General features: G+C 67.5%; 13 protein-coding genes. 12 read left to right on the forward strand and 1 reads right to left on the reverse strand.

What is annotated here, in order from left to right:
* The first annotated feature begins 115 nt into the window (after nucleotides 1–115).
* Genes AB0F43_RS28995 through AB0F43_RS29050 form a run of 12 tightly spaced genes read left to right on the forward strand, consistent with a single transcriptional unit; the run spans nucleotide 116 to nucleotide 14,520 of the window.
* Entirely contained in the window at nucleotides 116–1,411 is a 1,296-nt protein-coding gene (locus AB0F43_RS28995) for an extracellular solute-binding protein (RefSeq protein WP_360483634.1), read from the forward strand.
* The gene (locus AB0F43_RS29000) at nucleotides 1,408–2,304 is read left to right on the forward strand and encodes a sugar ABC transporter permease (RefSeq protein WP_360483637.1); all 897 of its coding nucleotides are present in this window, start codon (nucleotides 1,408–1,410) and stop codon (nucleotides 2,302–2,304) included. Before AB0F43_RS28995 ends, AB0F43_RS29000 begins: the two co-directional genes overlap by 4 nt.
* A complete protein-coding gene (locus AB0F43_RS29005; protein ID WP_360483640.1) occupies nucleotides 2,301–3,185 on the forward strand; it encodes a carbohydrate ABC transporter permease in 885 nt (294 codons plus the stop codon). The genes AB0F43_RS29000 and AB0F43_RS29005 overlap by 4 nt, the downstream gene beginning before the upstream one ends.
* Entirely contained in the window at nucleotides 3,182–5,176 is a 1,995-nt protein-coding gene (locus AB0F43_RS29010; protein ID WP_360483642.1) for a hypothetical protein, read from the forward strand. Before AB0F43_RS29005 ends, AB0F43_RS29010 begins: the two co-directional genes overlap by 4 nt.
* Before the next feature lie 8 nt (nucleotides 5,177–5,184).
* Nucleotides 5,185–5,985: a hypothetical protein gene (locus AB0F43_RS29015; protein ID WP_360483645.1), complete on the forward strand. Its 801-nt coding sequence runs from the start codon at nucleotides 5,185–5,187 to the stop codon at nucleotides 5,983–5,985.
* A gap of 21 nt (nucleotides 5,986–6,006) precedes the next feature.
* On the forward strand, nucleotides 6,007–7,875 hold the full coding sequence (locus AB0F43_RS29020; protein ID WP_360483648.1) for a right-handed parallel beta-helix repeat-containing protein: 1,869 nt from the start codon (nucleotides 6,007–6,009) through the stop codon (nucleotides 7,873–7,875).
* Nucleotides 7,876–7,881: 6 nt separating this feature from the next.
* The gene (locus tag AB0F43_RS29025) at nucleotides 7,882–9,759 is read left to right on the forward strand and encodes a right-handed parallel beta-helix repeat-containing protein (RefSeq protein WP_360483650.1); all 1,878 of its coding nucleotides are present in this window, start codon (nucleotides 7,882–7,884) and stop codon (nucleotides 9,757–9,759) included.
* Between the two features lie 15 nt (nucleotides 9,760–9,774).
* Nucleotides 9,775–10,539 carry an SDR family oxidoreductase gene (locus AB0F43_RS29030; RefSeq protein ID WP_360483653.1) on the forward strand — a complete coding sequence of 255 codons (765 nt, stop codon included), beginning with the start codon at nucleotides 9,775–9,777 and terminating at the stop codon, nucleotides 10,537–10,539.
* Nucleotides 10,536–11,723, forward strand: coding sequence for a CoA transferase (locus AB0F43_RS29035; RefSeq protein ID WP_360483656.1), 1,188 nt, complete (start codon nucleotides 10,536–10,538; stop codon nucleotides 11,721–11,723). The genes AB0F43_RS29030 and AB0F43_RS29035 overlap by 4 nt, the downstream gene beginning before the upstream one ends.
* Nucleotides 11,720–12,814, forward strand: a complete 1,095-nt coding sequence (locus AB0F43_RS29040; protein ID WP_360483659.1) for a hypothetical protein — start codon at nucleotides 11,720–11,722, stop codon at nucleotides 12,812–12,814. Before AB0F43_RS29035 ends, AB0F43_RS29040 begins: the two co-directional genes overlap by 4 nt.
* A complete protein-coding gene (locus tag AB0F43_RS29045; RefSeq protein WP_360483662.1) occupies nucleotides 12,807–13,580 on the forward strand; it encodes an enoyl-CoA hydratase/isomerase family protein in 774 nt (257 codons plus the stop codon). The genes AB0F43_RS29040 and AB0F43_RS29045 overlap by 8 nt, the downstream gene beginning before the upstream one ends.
* A 4-nt stretch (nucleotides 13,581–13,584) precedes the next feature.
* Nucleotides 13,585–14,520 carry an MBL fold metallo-hydrolase gene (locus AB0F43_RS29050; protein ID WP_360483664.1) on the forward strand — a complete coding sequence of 312 codons (936 nt, stop codon included), beginning with the start codon at nucleotides 13,585–13,587 and terminating at the stop codon, nucleotides 14,518–14,520.
* A gap of 51 nt (nucleotides 14,521–14,571) precedes the next feature.
* Here AB0F43_RS29050 and AB0F43_RS29055 read toward each other — a convergent pair whose 3' ends face one another.
* Nucleotides 14,572–15,801 (reverse strand): SGNH/GDSL hydrolase family protein, encoded by a 1,230-nt coding sequence (locus AB0F43_RS29055; RefSeq protein WP_360483666.1) that lies wholly within the window; start codon nucleotides 15,799–15,801, stop codon nucleotides 14,572–14,574.
* Nucleotides 15,802–15,835: the final 34 nt, after the last annotated feature.

Here is a 15,835-nt window from a genome sequence, read left to right on the forward strand (position 1 = left end):
GGAGCGTCCACTTTGCCGTTTAAACGTTGACACTTCAGCGTGGCTCTCTGCATCGTCGATCGCTAACGACGCCCGGCCGCCCCCGACGCCGGGACGATCCGAGGAGGACCCGGAAATGGCTCGTTCGATACGGCGACAGTCGTCACGGCGACAGTTGTCACGGTGGAAGGCCGTCCTGCCGGCGGCGGTCGCGATCCTGGTGGGCGCGACGGGCTGCGGCGGCGGGTTCAGTGACGAGGGGTCGGCCGGTGGCAGCACCGGCGAGGTGCGGATGCTGGTGAACATCACCCCCAACCTGACCAAGGGCTACTGGGAGGAGCTGGTCAAACCGTTCGAGGACGCCAACCCCGGCGTCGACGTGAAGATCGAGGCGCCGACCGGCCAGGGCGTTAAGGACACGCTGCCGCAGTTGCTCGCGGCCGGCAACGCGCCGGACGTGGTCGAGACGCTGATGGTCGACAAGACGCTCGCCCCGCAGATGCTCGAGCTGACCGACCAGGCCTGGACCAAGGACACCCCGCTGGTCGAACAGGCCGCGCTGGACGGCAAGGTCTACACCGTCGGCGTCGGCCAGCAGGCGCAGTCGCTGGTGTACTACAACAAGGAGGCGTTCGCCAAGGCCGGTATCAGCGCCCTGCCGAAGAACCTCGACGAGCTGACCGCCGCGATGGGCAAGCTGAAGGCGGCCGGCTACCTGCCACTGCAGACCGCGGGCGACTACGTGACCGGGTTGCAGCTGCTGCAACTCAGCGACCCGTCGATCGCGACGAAGCACCCGGACTGGTACCAGCAGGTCAACTCCAAGCAGCTCAGCGTCGGCCAGACCATGCTGCCGCTGCTGCAGCGCTACGAGTCCTGGATCAAGAACGGATACGTCGACAAGAACGCGCTCGGCCTGGACGACGTCAACGCGCAGACCAACTTCCTGTCCGGCAAGTCCGCGATGTACATCATGGGCAGCTGGTTCGTCCGTACGGCGGAGACCCAGAAACCCACCTTCGACCTCGGTGTGTTCGCCGCCCCGACCGAGGCCGGCCAGACGTATCCGGGTCCGCAGGGCGTCACGATGGCCATGCCGTACATGGTGCTGAAGTCGACCAAGCAGCGCGACCTCGCGGTGAAGCTGGTCCAGTACCTGGCAACCGACGATAAGGCGGTGCAGAGCCAGCTCGCCCAGGACGGCAACTTCCGTAAGGGCTTCACCGACAAGCTGACGCCGCTCGGCAAGCAGGTGCAGGACATCCTCGACCAGGCGCCCAAACACGTCGCGCAGGGTGAGGGGTACGGCGCCAACACGCTGCCGCAAGGCTTCAACGGCGAATGGAACAAGGCGGTCCAGAGCCTCTACACCGGCAAGTCCGCGGCCGACGTCGCCAAGCGCATCGACAGCTGGATGGGGTCGAAGTCGTGAGCAGTCCCGCGGCAGCCACCCGCCTGCGGGACCGGCTGACCACGGCGAGCATGGTCGGTCCCGCGCTGCTGCTCTTCGTGGTGATGCTCGTCATCCCGGTCGGCCTGTCGATCTACTTGAGCCTGACCGACTGGAACGGGTACAGCGCCAGCCCGGCGATCGTCGGGCTGCAGAACTACCTCGATCTCGCCCGCAGCGAGGAGGCAATCCGTGCCGGGTGGGTGACCCTGCTGATCGCCGCCGTCGGCACCGTCCTGCTCAGCGTGCTGGGTCTCGGGTTCGCGCTGCTGGTGAACGGTGCGTCGCGGTTGAACGCGTTCTTCCGGGTCGTGCTGTTCTACCCGCACGTGCTGAGCGCGCTCGTGGTCGGCTTTCTGTGGAGCGCCGTACTCGGGACGTCCGGCGTGGTCAACGGCTTCCTGACCTCCAAGGGCGCCGAGGTGCTGCCGTTCCTGTCGAACCCGAACTGGGCCCTGGCGAGTCTGATCGGCGTACTGGTCTGGGCCGGGTTCGGTGTGAATGTGGTGCTCTACCTGGCCGGTCTGCAGACGGTCTCCCGTGATCTGCTCGAGGCGGCGCGGATCGACGGCGCCTCGCCGCGGCAGACGTTCTTCAACGTCACGTTGCCAGCGCTCGCGCCGGTGGTGACGGTCAACCTGGTGCTGTCGCTGGTCACCCTGCTGAAGACGTACGACCTGGTCGTGTCGCTGACCGGCGGTGGTCCGGCCGGCTCGACACAGACGGCGGCGTACCTGATTCTGTGGGACTCGTTCCACAACAACGCGCTCGGCTTCGGCTCGGCCCAGTCCGTCGTACTGATGATCGTCACCGCCGGTCTCGCCCTCACGGTCGCCCGGCTGCGGTCGAAGGTGGATCAGGGAGTGAAGGCATGAGTGTGATCCGCCTTCCTCGGGTGAAGACGCAGGTGGTCCAGCCGAGACCTGTGCGCATCAGGGGCGCCGGCCGGATCGCGTTCCTGGTCGTGACGAGTGTGCTGATGCTCGTGCCGATGTACCTGCTCGTGGTGAGCGCATTCAAGTCGCAGCAGGACATCCTGACCCACCCGTTCTCGCTGTCGCCGGACCTGCTGACCACCGAGTACCTGCAGAAGGCCTGGACCAACCCGGACTTCAACATCCTCAAGGGGTACGCCGTCACCGCGCTGTTCGTGGTCTCGGTGAACGTGCTGTCCGTCGCCCTCGCCGGCCCGGTGTCGTACGTGATCGCTCGCCGCGGCGAACGCCGGTACCGCGTGCTCCTGCTGCTGTTCGTGGCCGGCACGTTCATCCCCAGCCAGGTGCTGGTGATCCCGGTCGTCTACACGCTGAAGTTCCTCGGACTGATGGGGACGATCCCGGGGTTCGTGCTGTTCGAGACGACGCTGACGCTGCCGTTCTCGATCTTCCTGTACGCCGGTTACATCATGACGATCCCGGCCAGCTTGGACGAGGCGGCCGCGGTCGACGGGGCCGGCAAGCACCGGATCTTCTGGTCGATCGTGTTCCCGCTGATGAAACCGGCCGTGGTCACGATGGTCATCCTGAACACCTTCTCGGTGTGGAACGACTTCGTGAACCCGCAGATCATCCTCGGCCCGGGCAGCGGCCTCTACACCGTCACCACCGGCGTCTACGCGGCGGTCAGCCAGTACTCGACCGACTACACGGTCGTCTTCCCGACGCTGCTGCTCGCGGTGGCGCCACTGCTGGTGGTCTTCGTGCTGCTGCAGCGGCACGTGATCAGCGGCCTCACCGCAGGAGCGACGAAGGGATGACGACGATGACCGCCCACTCCGTCTCGACCACTGTCACAGCCACTGTCACAGCCAATGTCACAACCGCTGCCGCGGCTCCGCCCCGCGTCGTCGCGCAGACGCCGGTCGGCAGCCCGCCGGCGTGGGCGATCATGCAACGCCGCCTGTTCGACGTGATGGACGAGGGCTGGTGGCTGTTCCGGGAACGCTACTGCCTGCCGGACGGCAGTCTCCGGTACGCCGGACCCGTGCCGAGCCGTGACGGCGCGGACGACTTCTACGAGGCGTTCGTGAACTGGCCGGTGCTCTACCAGCTCGGTGGCGCGGACGACCTGATCGACGTCGCCAAGTGGCACTGGGAAGGCGTCACCCGCCAGCTCACCGATCTCGGTTTCCTCGTGGACGAGTTCGAGCGCGGCTACGACTGGTTCCACATCGGTGAGTCGATGATCTTCTTCTACTCGCTGTGTGCCGCCGACCCGGGTGACGAGGTCTTCCGGGAGCGCGCGTACCGGTTCGCCGAGCTCTACCTGCCCGGTTCGCCGGCCGGCAACTACGACGCCGCCACTCGCACGATCCGGGCCCCGCACAACGGCGGCGGTGGTCCGCGCTGGGGCATCAACGACGAGTGGCGTTCGTACGGCGCCGATCTCACCAATATGCGGATCTTCGGTCTGCCGCTGCCCGGCGTGCCGGGGATCCAGACCTGGGACGACCTCAAGGACCCGGCCAAGGCCGACCTGATGGGCGCGGAGATGATTCGGCGGCTCGGCGCCGGTGATGTGGCGGTCAACCTGGCCGCGACCACGCTGACCGCCAACGCCTGGCTCTACGACCACAACGACCGGTTCGCGGCCTGGACCCTGGAGTACCTCGATGCGTGGCAGGAACGCGCCGCGGCCAACGGCGGCCTGCTCCCGGACAACGTCGGGCCCAGTGGTGAGGTCGGCGAGCTGCACGGCGGACGCTGGTACGGCGGCAACTACGGCTGGAACTGGCCACATGGCGTCTACAGCGTCGGCTCCGCCGCCTGCATCGCGGCGCTGAACGGCGTACTGCTGACCGGCGACTCGCGACGGCTCGACATCGCGCGGCAGCTGCTGGACCACCTGTACGAGCGTGGCATCACGGGCAGTGTGGACGAGACCGAGTTGAGCATCCGGGACCGGTGGCAGGCCGAGCTCGGTGAGGACTGCGCGAATCCGACACTGCTGATCCCGAACCGACACGGCGACGACGGATGGTTCGACTATCAGCCGCCGCAGCTAGGCCTGCCGACCTGGTTGTGGCAGGCGGCTTTCGAGTCCGCGGATCGTGAACGGCTGCAGCGGCTCAGGCAGCGCAGCGGGTACGACTGGCGGACCGTGCGCGACTTCCGGAACAAGGAGGATGCCGGGCACGAGGCGCCCTGGCTGGCCTATCTGGCGGGTGACAACCCGGGCTATCCCGAGGCGATGCTCGGTGTCGCGCTGTCCCAGGTGCAGCGCCGGATGGACCTGATGGCCGTCGATACCGTCGATCCGGCCGAGCTGAACATCCACCACTGGCAACGGCACAACCCGGTCGCGACCGAGGCCTTGCTCCAGTTGACCACCGGTACGCCGCAACTCCTCTACAACGGTGGCCTTCTGCCGCTGCGGGTGCTGTACCTCGACCCCGAGCGGAGCCGTCCCGGTCTGCCGGCCGATGTCGCCGCCCTGGTCGACACGGTCGAGCCCGACCGCACCGGGCTGCAGCTGGTCAACCTGTCCGCGACGCAGACCCGTCGCGTGATCGTCCAGGCCGGCAGCTTCGGCACCGACCGTATAGACGAGGCGACGGTGACCACGGCGACCGGTGAGTACCCCGGCCCGGCCCCGGCGTACACCTCGCCGCCGCCGGCTCCCGGCACCGAGACGATCGTTGTCGGTGGCAACAGACTTGACGTCACGATGCCGCCGGGCCGGACCATCCGGCTCGACCTGCGGCTGACCCGTAACGCCTATCGCGCCGCGCACGTGGCGCTTGACTGAGGAGACATATGAGCAGCGGTATCGAACAAGCCCCGGTGGCGCCGGTCTGGGACCTGCCGGTGCGCGGCGAGGACCCGCCGGCACCGGATCCCGGCCTGGTGTCGCGGTTGTCCCAGATCGGGTCGGCCACCGCCTGCGCCCGGTTGCACGGACAGGGCATCCGCCGGACCTTCGTCGACGGACCGACCAGCATGTTCCCCGGCCAGAAGGTGGTCGGCCGCGCCCTGACCCTGCAGTTCATGCCCCAGCGCGAAGACATCGCCGACGGCCAGACGCAGGAGTACATCGAGCGCAGTACGGCGCTGTGGGCGGTGCTCGACGAGGTACAGCCCGGCGACGTGCTCGTGGTCCAGGCCTACGGCAGCCACACCACCGGCTGCTTCGGTGACATGCTGGTCCGCTACTTCAAGCTTCGTGGTGGCGCCGGCATCGTGGTGGACGGCCGGATCCGCGACGTGCCCCGTGTGTCGCAGCTTGACGTCCCGATCTGGTCCACCGGCGCCACCCCGCATTACGCATCCCAGTCCGAACTGTTCCCGTGGGCGTACAACGTCCCGGTCGCGGTCGGCGGCGTACTGGCGCTGCCCGGTGACCTGGTCGTCGCCGACGACGACGGCGCTGTCGTCGTACCCCGGCAGCGTGCCGAGGCCGTCGTCCAGGCGGCCGCCGAGCACGACGCGTGGGAGAAGTTCAGCCGTCGACGGATCGACGAGGGCGCGCCGTTGCGCGACTACTACCCCCTGACCGAGAAGACCCGCCTCGAGTACGAGCACTGGCGCGCCACCCAGAACGGCGCAGCCGGCGACTGACCTGAGAGGACCCCGCCCACCATGTCCAACAACAGAAGAACGCGTACGGCGCTGAGCGTCGGAGCCGGAGTGGTCGCGACTGCCCTGGTGACCGTCGCGGCCGTCCAGCTGAACACCCAACCCGCCGGTGCGGCGAGGTGCGACAGCTTCTACGTCGCACCCGACGGCGACGACGCCGGCAAGGGCACCGAGAAGGACCCGTGGAAGACCGTCACCCGGGCCCGCGACGAGATCCGGAACCGGAAACTCAACGACACCGCCCACATGGGCTGTGACATCACCGTCAATCTCAAGGCCGGTCAGTATCCGGTCAGCTCCACCATTCAGTTCGACCAGCGTGACTCGGGGGCCAACGGCCACCGCGTCGTCTACCGCAGCGTCGACGGACCGGGGAAGGCGACCCTGTCCGGTGCCGAGGAGATCACCGGCTGGACGCCGTACCGGAACGGGATCTTCAAGGCGAAGGTGGACCCGTCGAAGCCGTTCTACACGCTGTTCGAGGACGGCAAGAGGGCCACCAACGCGCGGTACCCGAATCGTGGCACCGAGGACACCTGGTCGCCGTACCTGACGTCCATCCTCTACGAAGAGGACAAGATGGACGTGCGCAACTGGATGTGGGGCAAGCCCGGTGACTGGGACCCCAGCTGGGACCTGAGCCAGGCGTCGGTCACCATCTGGTCGGGTGGTTCGTGGTCGTGGTTCACCGACACGATCCCGCTGCTGGACACGAACTTCAAGAAGACCCAGACGACCTTGAAGCACTGGACCCGCTACGCGATGGTCAACAGCCGCGGCGGCTCCCGGTACTTCTTCCACAACTCGCTCAGTTTCCTCGACCAGCCGGGGGAGTACTACCTGGACTACAAGGCCGGCGAGGTCTACTACAAGCCGCGCGGCGGCACCATGGACGGCGTCAAGGTGCTCCGGCCGACCGTGAAGACCGTGCTCGACCTGGCCGGCGCGTCGGCCGAGGACCGGCTGCACGACGTGACCTTCGACGGTCTCGGGGTGCAGTACTCCGACTTCGTCACCTGGTACCGCAACGGCTGGGTGTCCAGTGGCGACGCCGGGGTGGAGCACAAGTACCCGGAGTACGACCGCCAGATCGAGATGCCGCGGAACCGGTTCGGCGCGATCAGGCTGACCAACACCAGCAACATCGATCTGACCCGGTTGCGGCTGTCCGACACCGGCTTCACCGGGATCTACCTGCTGTTCGCCAATGACCACACCCGGATCACCGACAGCCTGCTGGAGAACATCGGTGCCGACGGCATCAAGGTGGAAGGCGGCTGGCCGGGTGAAGGCGACCTGAGCAACCACCACACGATCTCGAACGTCTTCGTCGACCACGTCGGTGAGCTGGTGCCGGGTGACGCGGCCGGCATCGAGCTGATGGACACCGGCAACAACACGATCTCCAACATCGTCGTGAAGCACAGCGCGCGCTACGGCATCAGCCTGGAGTCGCGGCCCGAGGTGAAGGACGGCGAGCAGTACGCGTCCGGCAACAGCTTCAAGTACATCCGGCTGGAGCAGACCGGCCTGGACAGCGGTGACATGGGTGCGTTCTACACCTACGGCATCGACAACCAGGAGCCGCATCCAGTGCAGAACACCGTGGAGCAGTTGGTTGTCGGCGACGTGATTCCCGACCCGTCGATGCCGGATGCCGGTGGCACCCGCGGTGTGCACATGGACGCCGGCGGCTGTGGGTTCTCCTTCGCCAACATCGAGGTCGGGAAGGTCTCCGACGACAAGTACCAGTCGTACAAGTGCAACCAGGTCAGCAACGCCAACTGGGTCGAGGGTTTCGACACCTCGAAGATGGAGTACGACAAGATCGGCGTACTGCCGAGCTTCCCGTACGACGTGGCGGGACGGTGATCCGGGATGTCGACACGTTCAGGATTGATCATCGGGCTCGCGGTCGGTCTTTTGGTGCCCGCGGCGGTCATCGGCGGCTCGGCGCTGGGTGCCGGCGCTGCGCCGGGTGCTGACCGGGCTGGGTGTACGTCGTTCTGGGTGTCGCCGGACGGGAACGATTCGGCACCTGGGACCAGGTCCAAACCTTGGCGCACGGTCGAACACGCTCGTGACACCATCCGCGCGCGGAATCTGAACCGGCAGCTGTCCTGTGACCTGGTGGTGAACCTGAAGGCGGGCACCTACCAGGTGGACAAGACGATCACCTTCGACGACCGCGACTCCGGGTCGAACGGCCACCGGGTCGTCTACCGGAGTGTGGACGGTCCCGCGAAGGCCGTCTTCGAGGCAGCCGAGGAGGTGACCGGCTGGACGCCGTACCGGGACGGGATCTTCAAGGCCCCGGTGGACGTGGACAAGCCGTTCTACACGCTGTACGCCGAAGGGAAGCGGGCGACCACCGCGCGCTACCCGAATCGGCGGTCGGACGACGAATGGGCGCCGTACCTGCGGTCGATCCTGTTCGACCCGACCAAGGAGGCCGTCCGGGACCAGATCGGCTTCAACACCGGTGACTGGGATCCGTCCTGGGACCTGCGGCTCGGTACGTCGTGGCCGGCCCAGGTCACGGTCTGGTCGGGCGGATCCTGGTCGTGGTTCACCGACACCGTGCCGCTGCTGGACATCAACTTCACCAAGCGGCGGACGACCCTGATCTACCCGGCGCGGTACGGGTTCATCAACTCCGGCGGCGGCTCCCGGTACTTCGTGCAGAACTCGCTCAGCCTGCTCGACCAGGCGGGGGAGTACTACCTGGACTACCCGGCCAAGATGCTGTACTACAAGCCCGCCGGCGGGACGATGGACGGCGTCAAAGTCCAGCGTCCGGTCGTCACCGAGGTGTTCAGGATCGCCGGCGCCTCGGCGAGCCGACGGGTGGAGAACCTGACCCTCGACGGTCTGTCGATCCAGCACAGCGACTTCATGGAGTGGTACCGGTACGGCTGGAACGGCACCGGCGACTCCGGGTTCAAGCACAAGTACCCGAAGTACGACACGCAGATCGAGCTGCCGCGGAACCGGTGGGGCGCGATCACGCTGACCAATACCCGCGGCGTGACGTTGACCCGGCTGCACCTGCGGAGGACCGGTTTCACCGCGATCCAGTTGCTGTTCGCCAACGAGAAGACGACTGTGTCCGACAGTCTGCTCGAACATCTCGGCAACGACGGCATCAAGGTCGAGGGCGGCTGGCCGGGTGAGGGCGATCTCGCTCACCGGAACACCTTCACCAACAACTACATCCACCACCTCGGCGAACTCGTCCCGGGCGACTCGGCCGGCGTCGAGATCATGAACAGCGGCCGCAACGAGATCAGTCACACCGTCGTCGAGCACGGCGCCCGGTACGGCATCAGCATCGAGTCGCGACCCGAGATCCCGAACGAGGACAACTACACCGGCGGCAACACCGTCCATCACGTGCGGTTGTCGCACCTGGCGAAGGACAGCGGTGACACCGGTCCGTTCTACGCGTACGGCGTACGCAACCAGCCGCCGTACACACCGGACGCGGCCGTGTCGCAGCTGATCATCGACGACGCGAACGCCGATCCCTCGATGCCCGACAGCAAGCCGTACGGCGTGCACATGGACTTCGGCGGCTGTGGATTCGCGTTCTCCGACGTGAAGGTGACCAACACCGAGAGCGACCCGTACCACGGGCCGTCGGCCGGACCGTGCTCCACGTTCGAGAACGTCAGCTGGGAGGACGGGTTCGACGACTCCCGGATGCAGTACGACCGGATCGGCGTACTGCCGTCCTTCCCCTACGAGAAGCCCTGAGGTTCCCGAGTAGCTATGGACAAGGAACGATTTGCGGGCAAGGTCGCGCTGATCACCGGAGGTGCCTCCGGGATCGGCGCGGCCACCGCCCACCGGATCGTCGCCGAGGGCGGCACGGTCGTCGTCTGCGATCGCGACGGCGAGGCTGCGGAGAAGGTCGCCGCCGAACTGGGCGGCGCCGCGCGCGGCTATCGGCTGGACGTGACCGACCTGGACCGCACCGAGGAGGTGGTCGCGGAGGTGACGGCAGCTCTTGGCAGTGTCGACGTCCTCGTCAGCGCTGCCGGGGTCGACGTGTGCGACACCGTGCCGAACACGACGCCGTCCGAATGGCAGACGATCCTGGAGGTCGACCTGACCGGCGTCTACAACTCCTGCCGAGCGGTGCTGCCCCGGTTCATTGCTCAAGGCAATGGTGCGATCGTGACGATCTCGTCGGCGATCGGCACGGTCGGGGAGCGGAACCGGTCGGCGTATTGCGCGGCGAAGGCCGGCGTGGAGAACCTGACCCGCGCGATGGCGCTGGACCACGGCCGGGACGGCGTCCGGGCGAACTGCGTGGCACCCGGGCTGATCGACACCCCGCTGATCCGCAACGGCAAGGTCGGCGGTGAGGACGATCCGGGTGCGATGCAGGCGATGGTCGACCGGCATCACGCGCTCGGGCGGATCGGGCAACCGGACGAGGTGGCCGCCGCGATCGCCTTCCTGGCCAGCGACGACGCCTCGTTCGTCACCGGCGCCGTACTGCCTGTGGACGCCGGGTGGACCGCCCAATGAGCGTCTTGAACGGCTACCGCGTGCTCGACCTGTCGGTGGCGATGGCCGGCCCGCTGGCCGCGATGCGGCTCGGCGATCTGGGCGCGGACGTGGTCAAGGTCGAGCCGATCACCGGTGAGTGGCAGCGCCACACGGCCGCGGGCGGTGCGACCGGTGTCGAGGTGAACGCGTCGTTCCTGTCGCTCAACCGGAACAAGCGCAGCCTGGCCGTGGACCTGAAGTCCGACGAAGGTCGGGAGTTGTTGTACGAGTTGGTGCGCACGGCCGACGTGTTCCTGCAGAACTATCGGCCCGGAGTCGCCGCCCGGCTGGGCGTGGACTACGAGACCTTGCGTGCGCTGAAGCCCGATCTGGTGTACGTCTCGGTGTCGGGGTACGGCGAAACCGGTCCGTACGCATCCTGGCCCGGTCAGGATCTGCTCGTGCAGGCGATGAGCGGTGCGTTGTTCAGCACTGGTCGTCCCGATGAGCCGCCGGTCGCGGCGCCGTACTTCCTGGCTGATGCTGTCACCGCCTACAGCTCGTTCGAGGGCGTCCTGGCCGCCCTCCTTCATCGCGAGCGCACTGGCGAAGGACAGCTGGTTCAGGTCAACATGCTCGATGCCGTCATCGCCCTGCAGATGCAGGAGCTGTCCGTGCACACCGTCGGTCACGTCGCCCAGACACGGTCCGAGGAGGTGCACGCACACAGCTACATCCGGGCGCCCTACGGCATCTTCAGCACCGCCGACGGTTACCTCTCCCTGGCCTTCGCCGATCTGCCAGTCCTGGCTGAGGTGCTCGATGTGCCTTCATTGGCTGAGCTCGATGCGGAGCGGGATGGGTTCGCCCGGCGGGACGAGATCTCGTCGGCGGTGTCGGCGGCGCTGAGAACAGAGTCGACGGATCACTGGCTGCACAAGCTGCGAGAACGCGGCATCTGGTGTGGTCCCGTCTACTCCTATGCCGATCTCCAGACCGATCCGCAGGTGCTGCACAACGGGTCGTTCGTGACGTACGAGCATCCGACCGAGGGGACGGTGACGACGCCGGGATTCCCGTATCGGTTCAGCCGGACACCCGCGGAAGTACGACGGCCCGCTCCGCTGACCGGTGAGCACACTGCCGAGTTGCTGGCTGAGCTTGGTGTGCCCGCCGAACGTCGTGACGAGCTCGTGCGGCGGGGCGTGGTGGTGTCGCGATGACCGTTCAGTTGCGCGGACTGACCTGGGACCATCCGCGGGGCTATCGACCGCTGGAGGCGTTCGAGGCGCCCGGCGTACAGGTGGTCTGGGACCGGCAGCCCTTGACGGGCTTCGAGTCAACGCCGCTGTCCGAGTTGGCCGAGCGGTACGACTTGCTGGTCGTGGATCATCCGGGGCTCGGAGCGGCGATCGAGGCCGGGGCGATCCTGCCGGTGGAGGACGTGTTCGCGGCGCGTGATCTCAAGGTGTGGCGGGAGCGCGCGGTCGTACCGACGTGGGAGAGCTACCGGATCGACGGGTATGGCTGGGCGTTACCGCTGGATGCGGCCACGCAGACCTTTCTCTACCGGCCTGATCGGTTGAGTAAGCCACCGGGTGACTGGGCTGAGGTGCTGTCGATGTCCGGCGTGGTGTTGTGTGTTGCCGGCCCACATGCCGGGTTGATGCTGCTCGGTCTGGCCGGGGACCGGACTGGTGCCGGTCTGCTCGATCGGTCCCGTGCGATCGAGGCGCTCGAGGTGCTGCGCGCCGTGTGGCGGCGGAGCGACCAGAGTGCGGCTTCGCTCGACCCGATCGGCATCCACGAGCTGCTTGCTGACAGCAACGAGCTGATGTGTTGCCCGCTGGTCTACAGCTATGCGTACTACGGCGGCGTGTCGGAGGACCGGGTGCCGCTGGCGTGGTCGGCCGCGCCGCGGCTCCGTGCTGACGATCGGTTGGCCAACAGCACGCTCGGCGGCACCGGGCTGGCGGTGACGCCGCGGGCGTATGCACGCGTGCTGGCCGTGACGAAGTACGTGCGGGGCCTGCTCGACATCGGCGTCCAGCTCGACCTCGTGTCGGCGGTCGGTGGGCAGTCGGCGACCGCGGCCGTGTGGGCGTCCGATGTGGTGGACAAGGCCTGGAACGGGCACTACTCGGCGACCCTCGGCACGCTGACGACGGCGTACATCCGGCCGCGGTTCGACGGCTGGATCGCCTTCCAGGACGAGTTGTCGGTGCGCGTGCGCGAGGTGCTGCAGAGCTCGGTCGATGCCGCCGCGGCGGTCGATCGGATCGAGGACGACTACCGGAGGGCGAGCCATGGATGACGGCCGGATCCGCTTCGACCAGGACGGCCGGGTCGGCTTGCTGACGCTCGACCGGCCGGCGAAGTTGAACGCGGCCACCCGCGCGATGAGCACCGAGTTGCTCGAGTTGATCCCGCGGATCGACGAGGACCCCTCCATCCGTGCGGTGGTGCTGACGGGAGCCGGTGACCGGTCCTTCTCCGTCGGCAGCGACGTGGGGGAGCTCGATGCCTACGACGGCCCCTGGCAGTTCCGCAACCGCCGCGACTACTGCGACGCCCTGCGCAGCCTGCGGACGCCGGTGGTCGCCGCGATCAACGGTTATGCGTACGGCGGCGGCCTGGAGCTGGCGTTGTCGTGCGACATCCGGCTGGCCGCGTCGACGGCCAGCTTCGCCGCCGCGGAGATCAAGTTGGGGTGGATCGGTGGCGGCGGAGTGACCGCGTTGCTGGCCGCGAGTGTGCCGGCGAGTGACGTGGCGATGATGCTGCTGACCGGTGACCCGATCGATGCCGCCGAAGCGCTGCGGATCGGATTGATCAGTCGTGTGCTGTCGGCTGACGAGTTGTTGCCGGCAGCAATCGAGTTGGCACACCGGATCGCGGAGCGGCCGCCGATCGCGGCCCAGGCGGCGAAGGCGAACCTGCGCGCCGCCCTGTCGATGGGTCTCGAGCCGGCCATCCAGTACGAGCGGGAGTTGCAGGCAGTGGCTCTCGGCACCCGGGACGCAGCCGAAGGCCGGGCAGCCTTCGCGGAACGTCGTACCGGCGACTTCGAAGGACGGTGAGCTTGTGCCCGTGCAGATCGCACCCGGAGTGCATCGGTTGGGGACGGACTATCCGCACGTCTGCGGGTTGCCGTTGTGGTTGCACGTGATCGAGGCCGGGCCGGAGCTCGTGCTGCTGGATGCCGGAATCGCGTCCACGCCCGAGGCGGCGACGGCGCCGGAACTGGCCAGGCTCGGGCTGGGCCTGGCGGATCTCACGCTGGTGGTGAACAGTCACGCGCATCCCGACCACATGGGCGGCAACGCCGTACTGAAGCGGATGAGCGGTGCGCGCGTGGCGGCTCCGGCGGCTGAGGTGGGCTGGCTGGAGGACAACGAGACGTTGCTGACCGAGCTGTGGGGGTCGGATCCGGCGGCGCTCGATCTCTCCCCGACCGAGCGTGACGAGCTGCTCGGCATGCTCGACGAGCGGGTCCGGGTGGACGTCCTGTTGCGTGACGACGATCTGCTCCCGGCTGAGCGTCCACTGCGGGTGGTGACTACAAGTGGTCACAGTCCTGGACACATCGCCGTACTGGACGAGACGTCGCGGACCCTCTTCTCGTTCGACGACGTCCAGGGCCGTGGGCAACCGTTCCTCGACAACTCGGTCTGGTTGGCGCCGCTCTACACCGACGTCGATCGATACGTCGCCGGCCTGAATCGCCTGCTGTCATTGGACTTCGACGCGTTGGTCCCGTCGCACGGCGACGTACTGGACGCGGACGCCGGACGCAAGCGCATCACCGACAGCCTGGAGTGGGTCGACGAGGTCCACACCTTCACCACCAACCTGTTGCGCACCAAGGGATCGCTGACAGTCCGTGAGCTGGCCGGCGAGATCGGCACCCAGCTGGGCGACTTCGGCGGCCTCTGCCTGCAAACCGTCCGGATGGCCCGAGCCCACCTCGAACTCCTGGCCCGCGAGCGCACTGCCGAACCCCGCTGGCACCTGAGCTGACCCGCAAGACTGCCGCACGCACCGCCCGCTGGGCAGTGCGTGCGGCGTTCTTCAGTTGCAGCGGAGGGTGTCGAGGTCGGCGGCGTTGCCCATGGCGTGGTTGCCGGCGTCGTTGGGGTGGAGGCCGTCGCCACCGTCGTACGCGGCTTGCAGGCGGGTGGGGTCGGCGGGGTCCCGGGTGGCGGCGTCGAAGTCGACCACGCCGTCGAACTCACCGCTGGTCCGGATGAACTCGTTGACGGCCTGCCGCGCCGCCTCCTTCTCCGGCGTGTAGACGAACGATCCGCCCACCGGTGTGATCGTGCCGCCGACGATGCAGCGACCCGACGCGTGCACTCGGGCAATCAGCTGCCGGTAGCCGTCGATCAGCTCGTCCGCGGTCGCGCCGGCGTAGATGTCGTTGATCCCTTCCAGCACCAGAACCGTGCGTACGCCGGGCTTCGTGAGCACGTCCCGATCGAGCCGGGCGAGTGCGCTCGGCCCGGCGCTGCCGGCCTTCGCGATGCCGTTGAGCACCCGGTTGCCGGAGATCCCTTCGTTCGAGATCGCGAGCCGCCGGTGCTCGGGCAGCTTGGCGTACCGATCGGCGAGGACGTCCGGCCACCGGCGGTTCGTGTCGATCGTCGTACCGACCGACGAGGTGATCGAATCGCCCAGGGTGGCCACGGTGTCGACCTGCCGCGGCGCGGTGACGATCGCCGCGTTGAGGAAGAACCACGCCGAGGACTCAGTCTGGTACGCCGTTGCCGACTCGTCCGCGGCGTGATCACCAGAGGTCGACTTGTAGCTGTGCTGCATCGCCCGGTTGTGCGCGGTGATCACACCGGTCGTGCCCACCACGTGCACACTCACGGTGAGACTTGTCTGCGCGGGCACCTGACCAGGCAACGCATCGCTGATCGCCATCCCTCCCGGCGGAATTCGCAGCGACGTCTTCCCGCCGAACGTCAACCGCCGGCTCGTCCCCGGTACGACACTCGCCCCGGCTTGATGCCGGCCGACGTACACCGAATCGGTGACCAGCGGCTGATCGCCGTACGCGTTCGACAACCGGATCCGCAGATCCGACCCGCCGACACTTGTCCGCACGATGTTCCGCACCGTCATGTTGCTCAACGTCCCGCCGGCGATGTCGTCACTGGCACCCCAGGTCGTCACCAGTTCGGTGCCCTGACCGCCGTCGTCCGCTCCGTCCGGGGCCGCGGCGTCCACCAGGCCCGCCGCCCCCACCGCCATCACCAGCACACTCGCGCCCGCTCGGCGCCACCAGGAAGTATTCATTCTGCCAAGTCACCGCTGAATAGATATAACCTCA

It is taken from the genome of Kribbella sp. NPDC023972 (genome assembly GCF_040639075.1).
Classification (GTDB): Bacteria; Actinomycetota; Actinomycetes; order Propionibacteriales; family Kribbellaceae; genus Kribbella.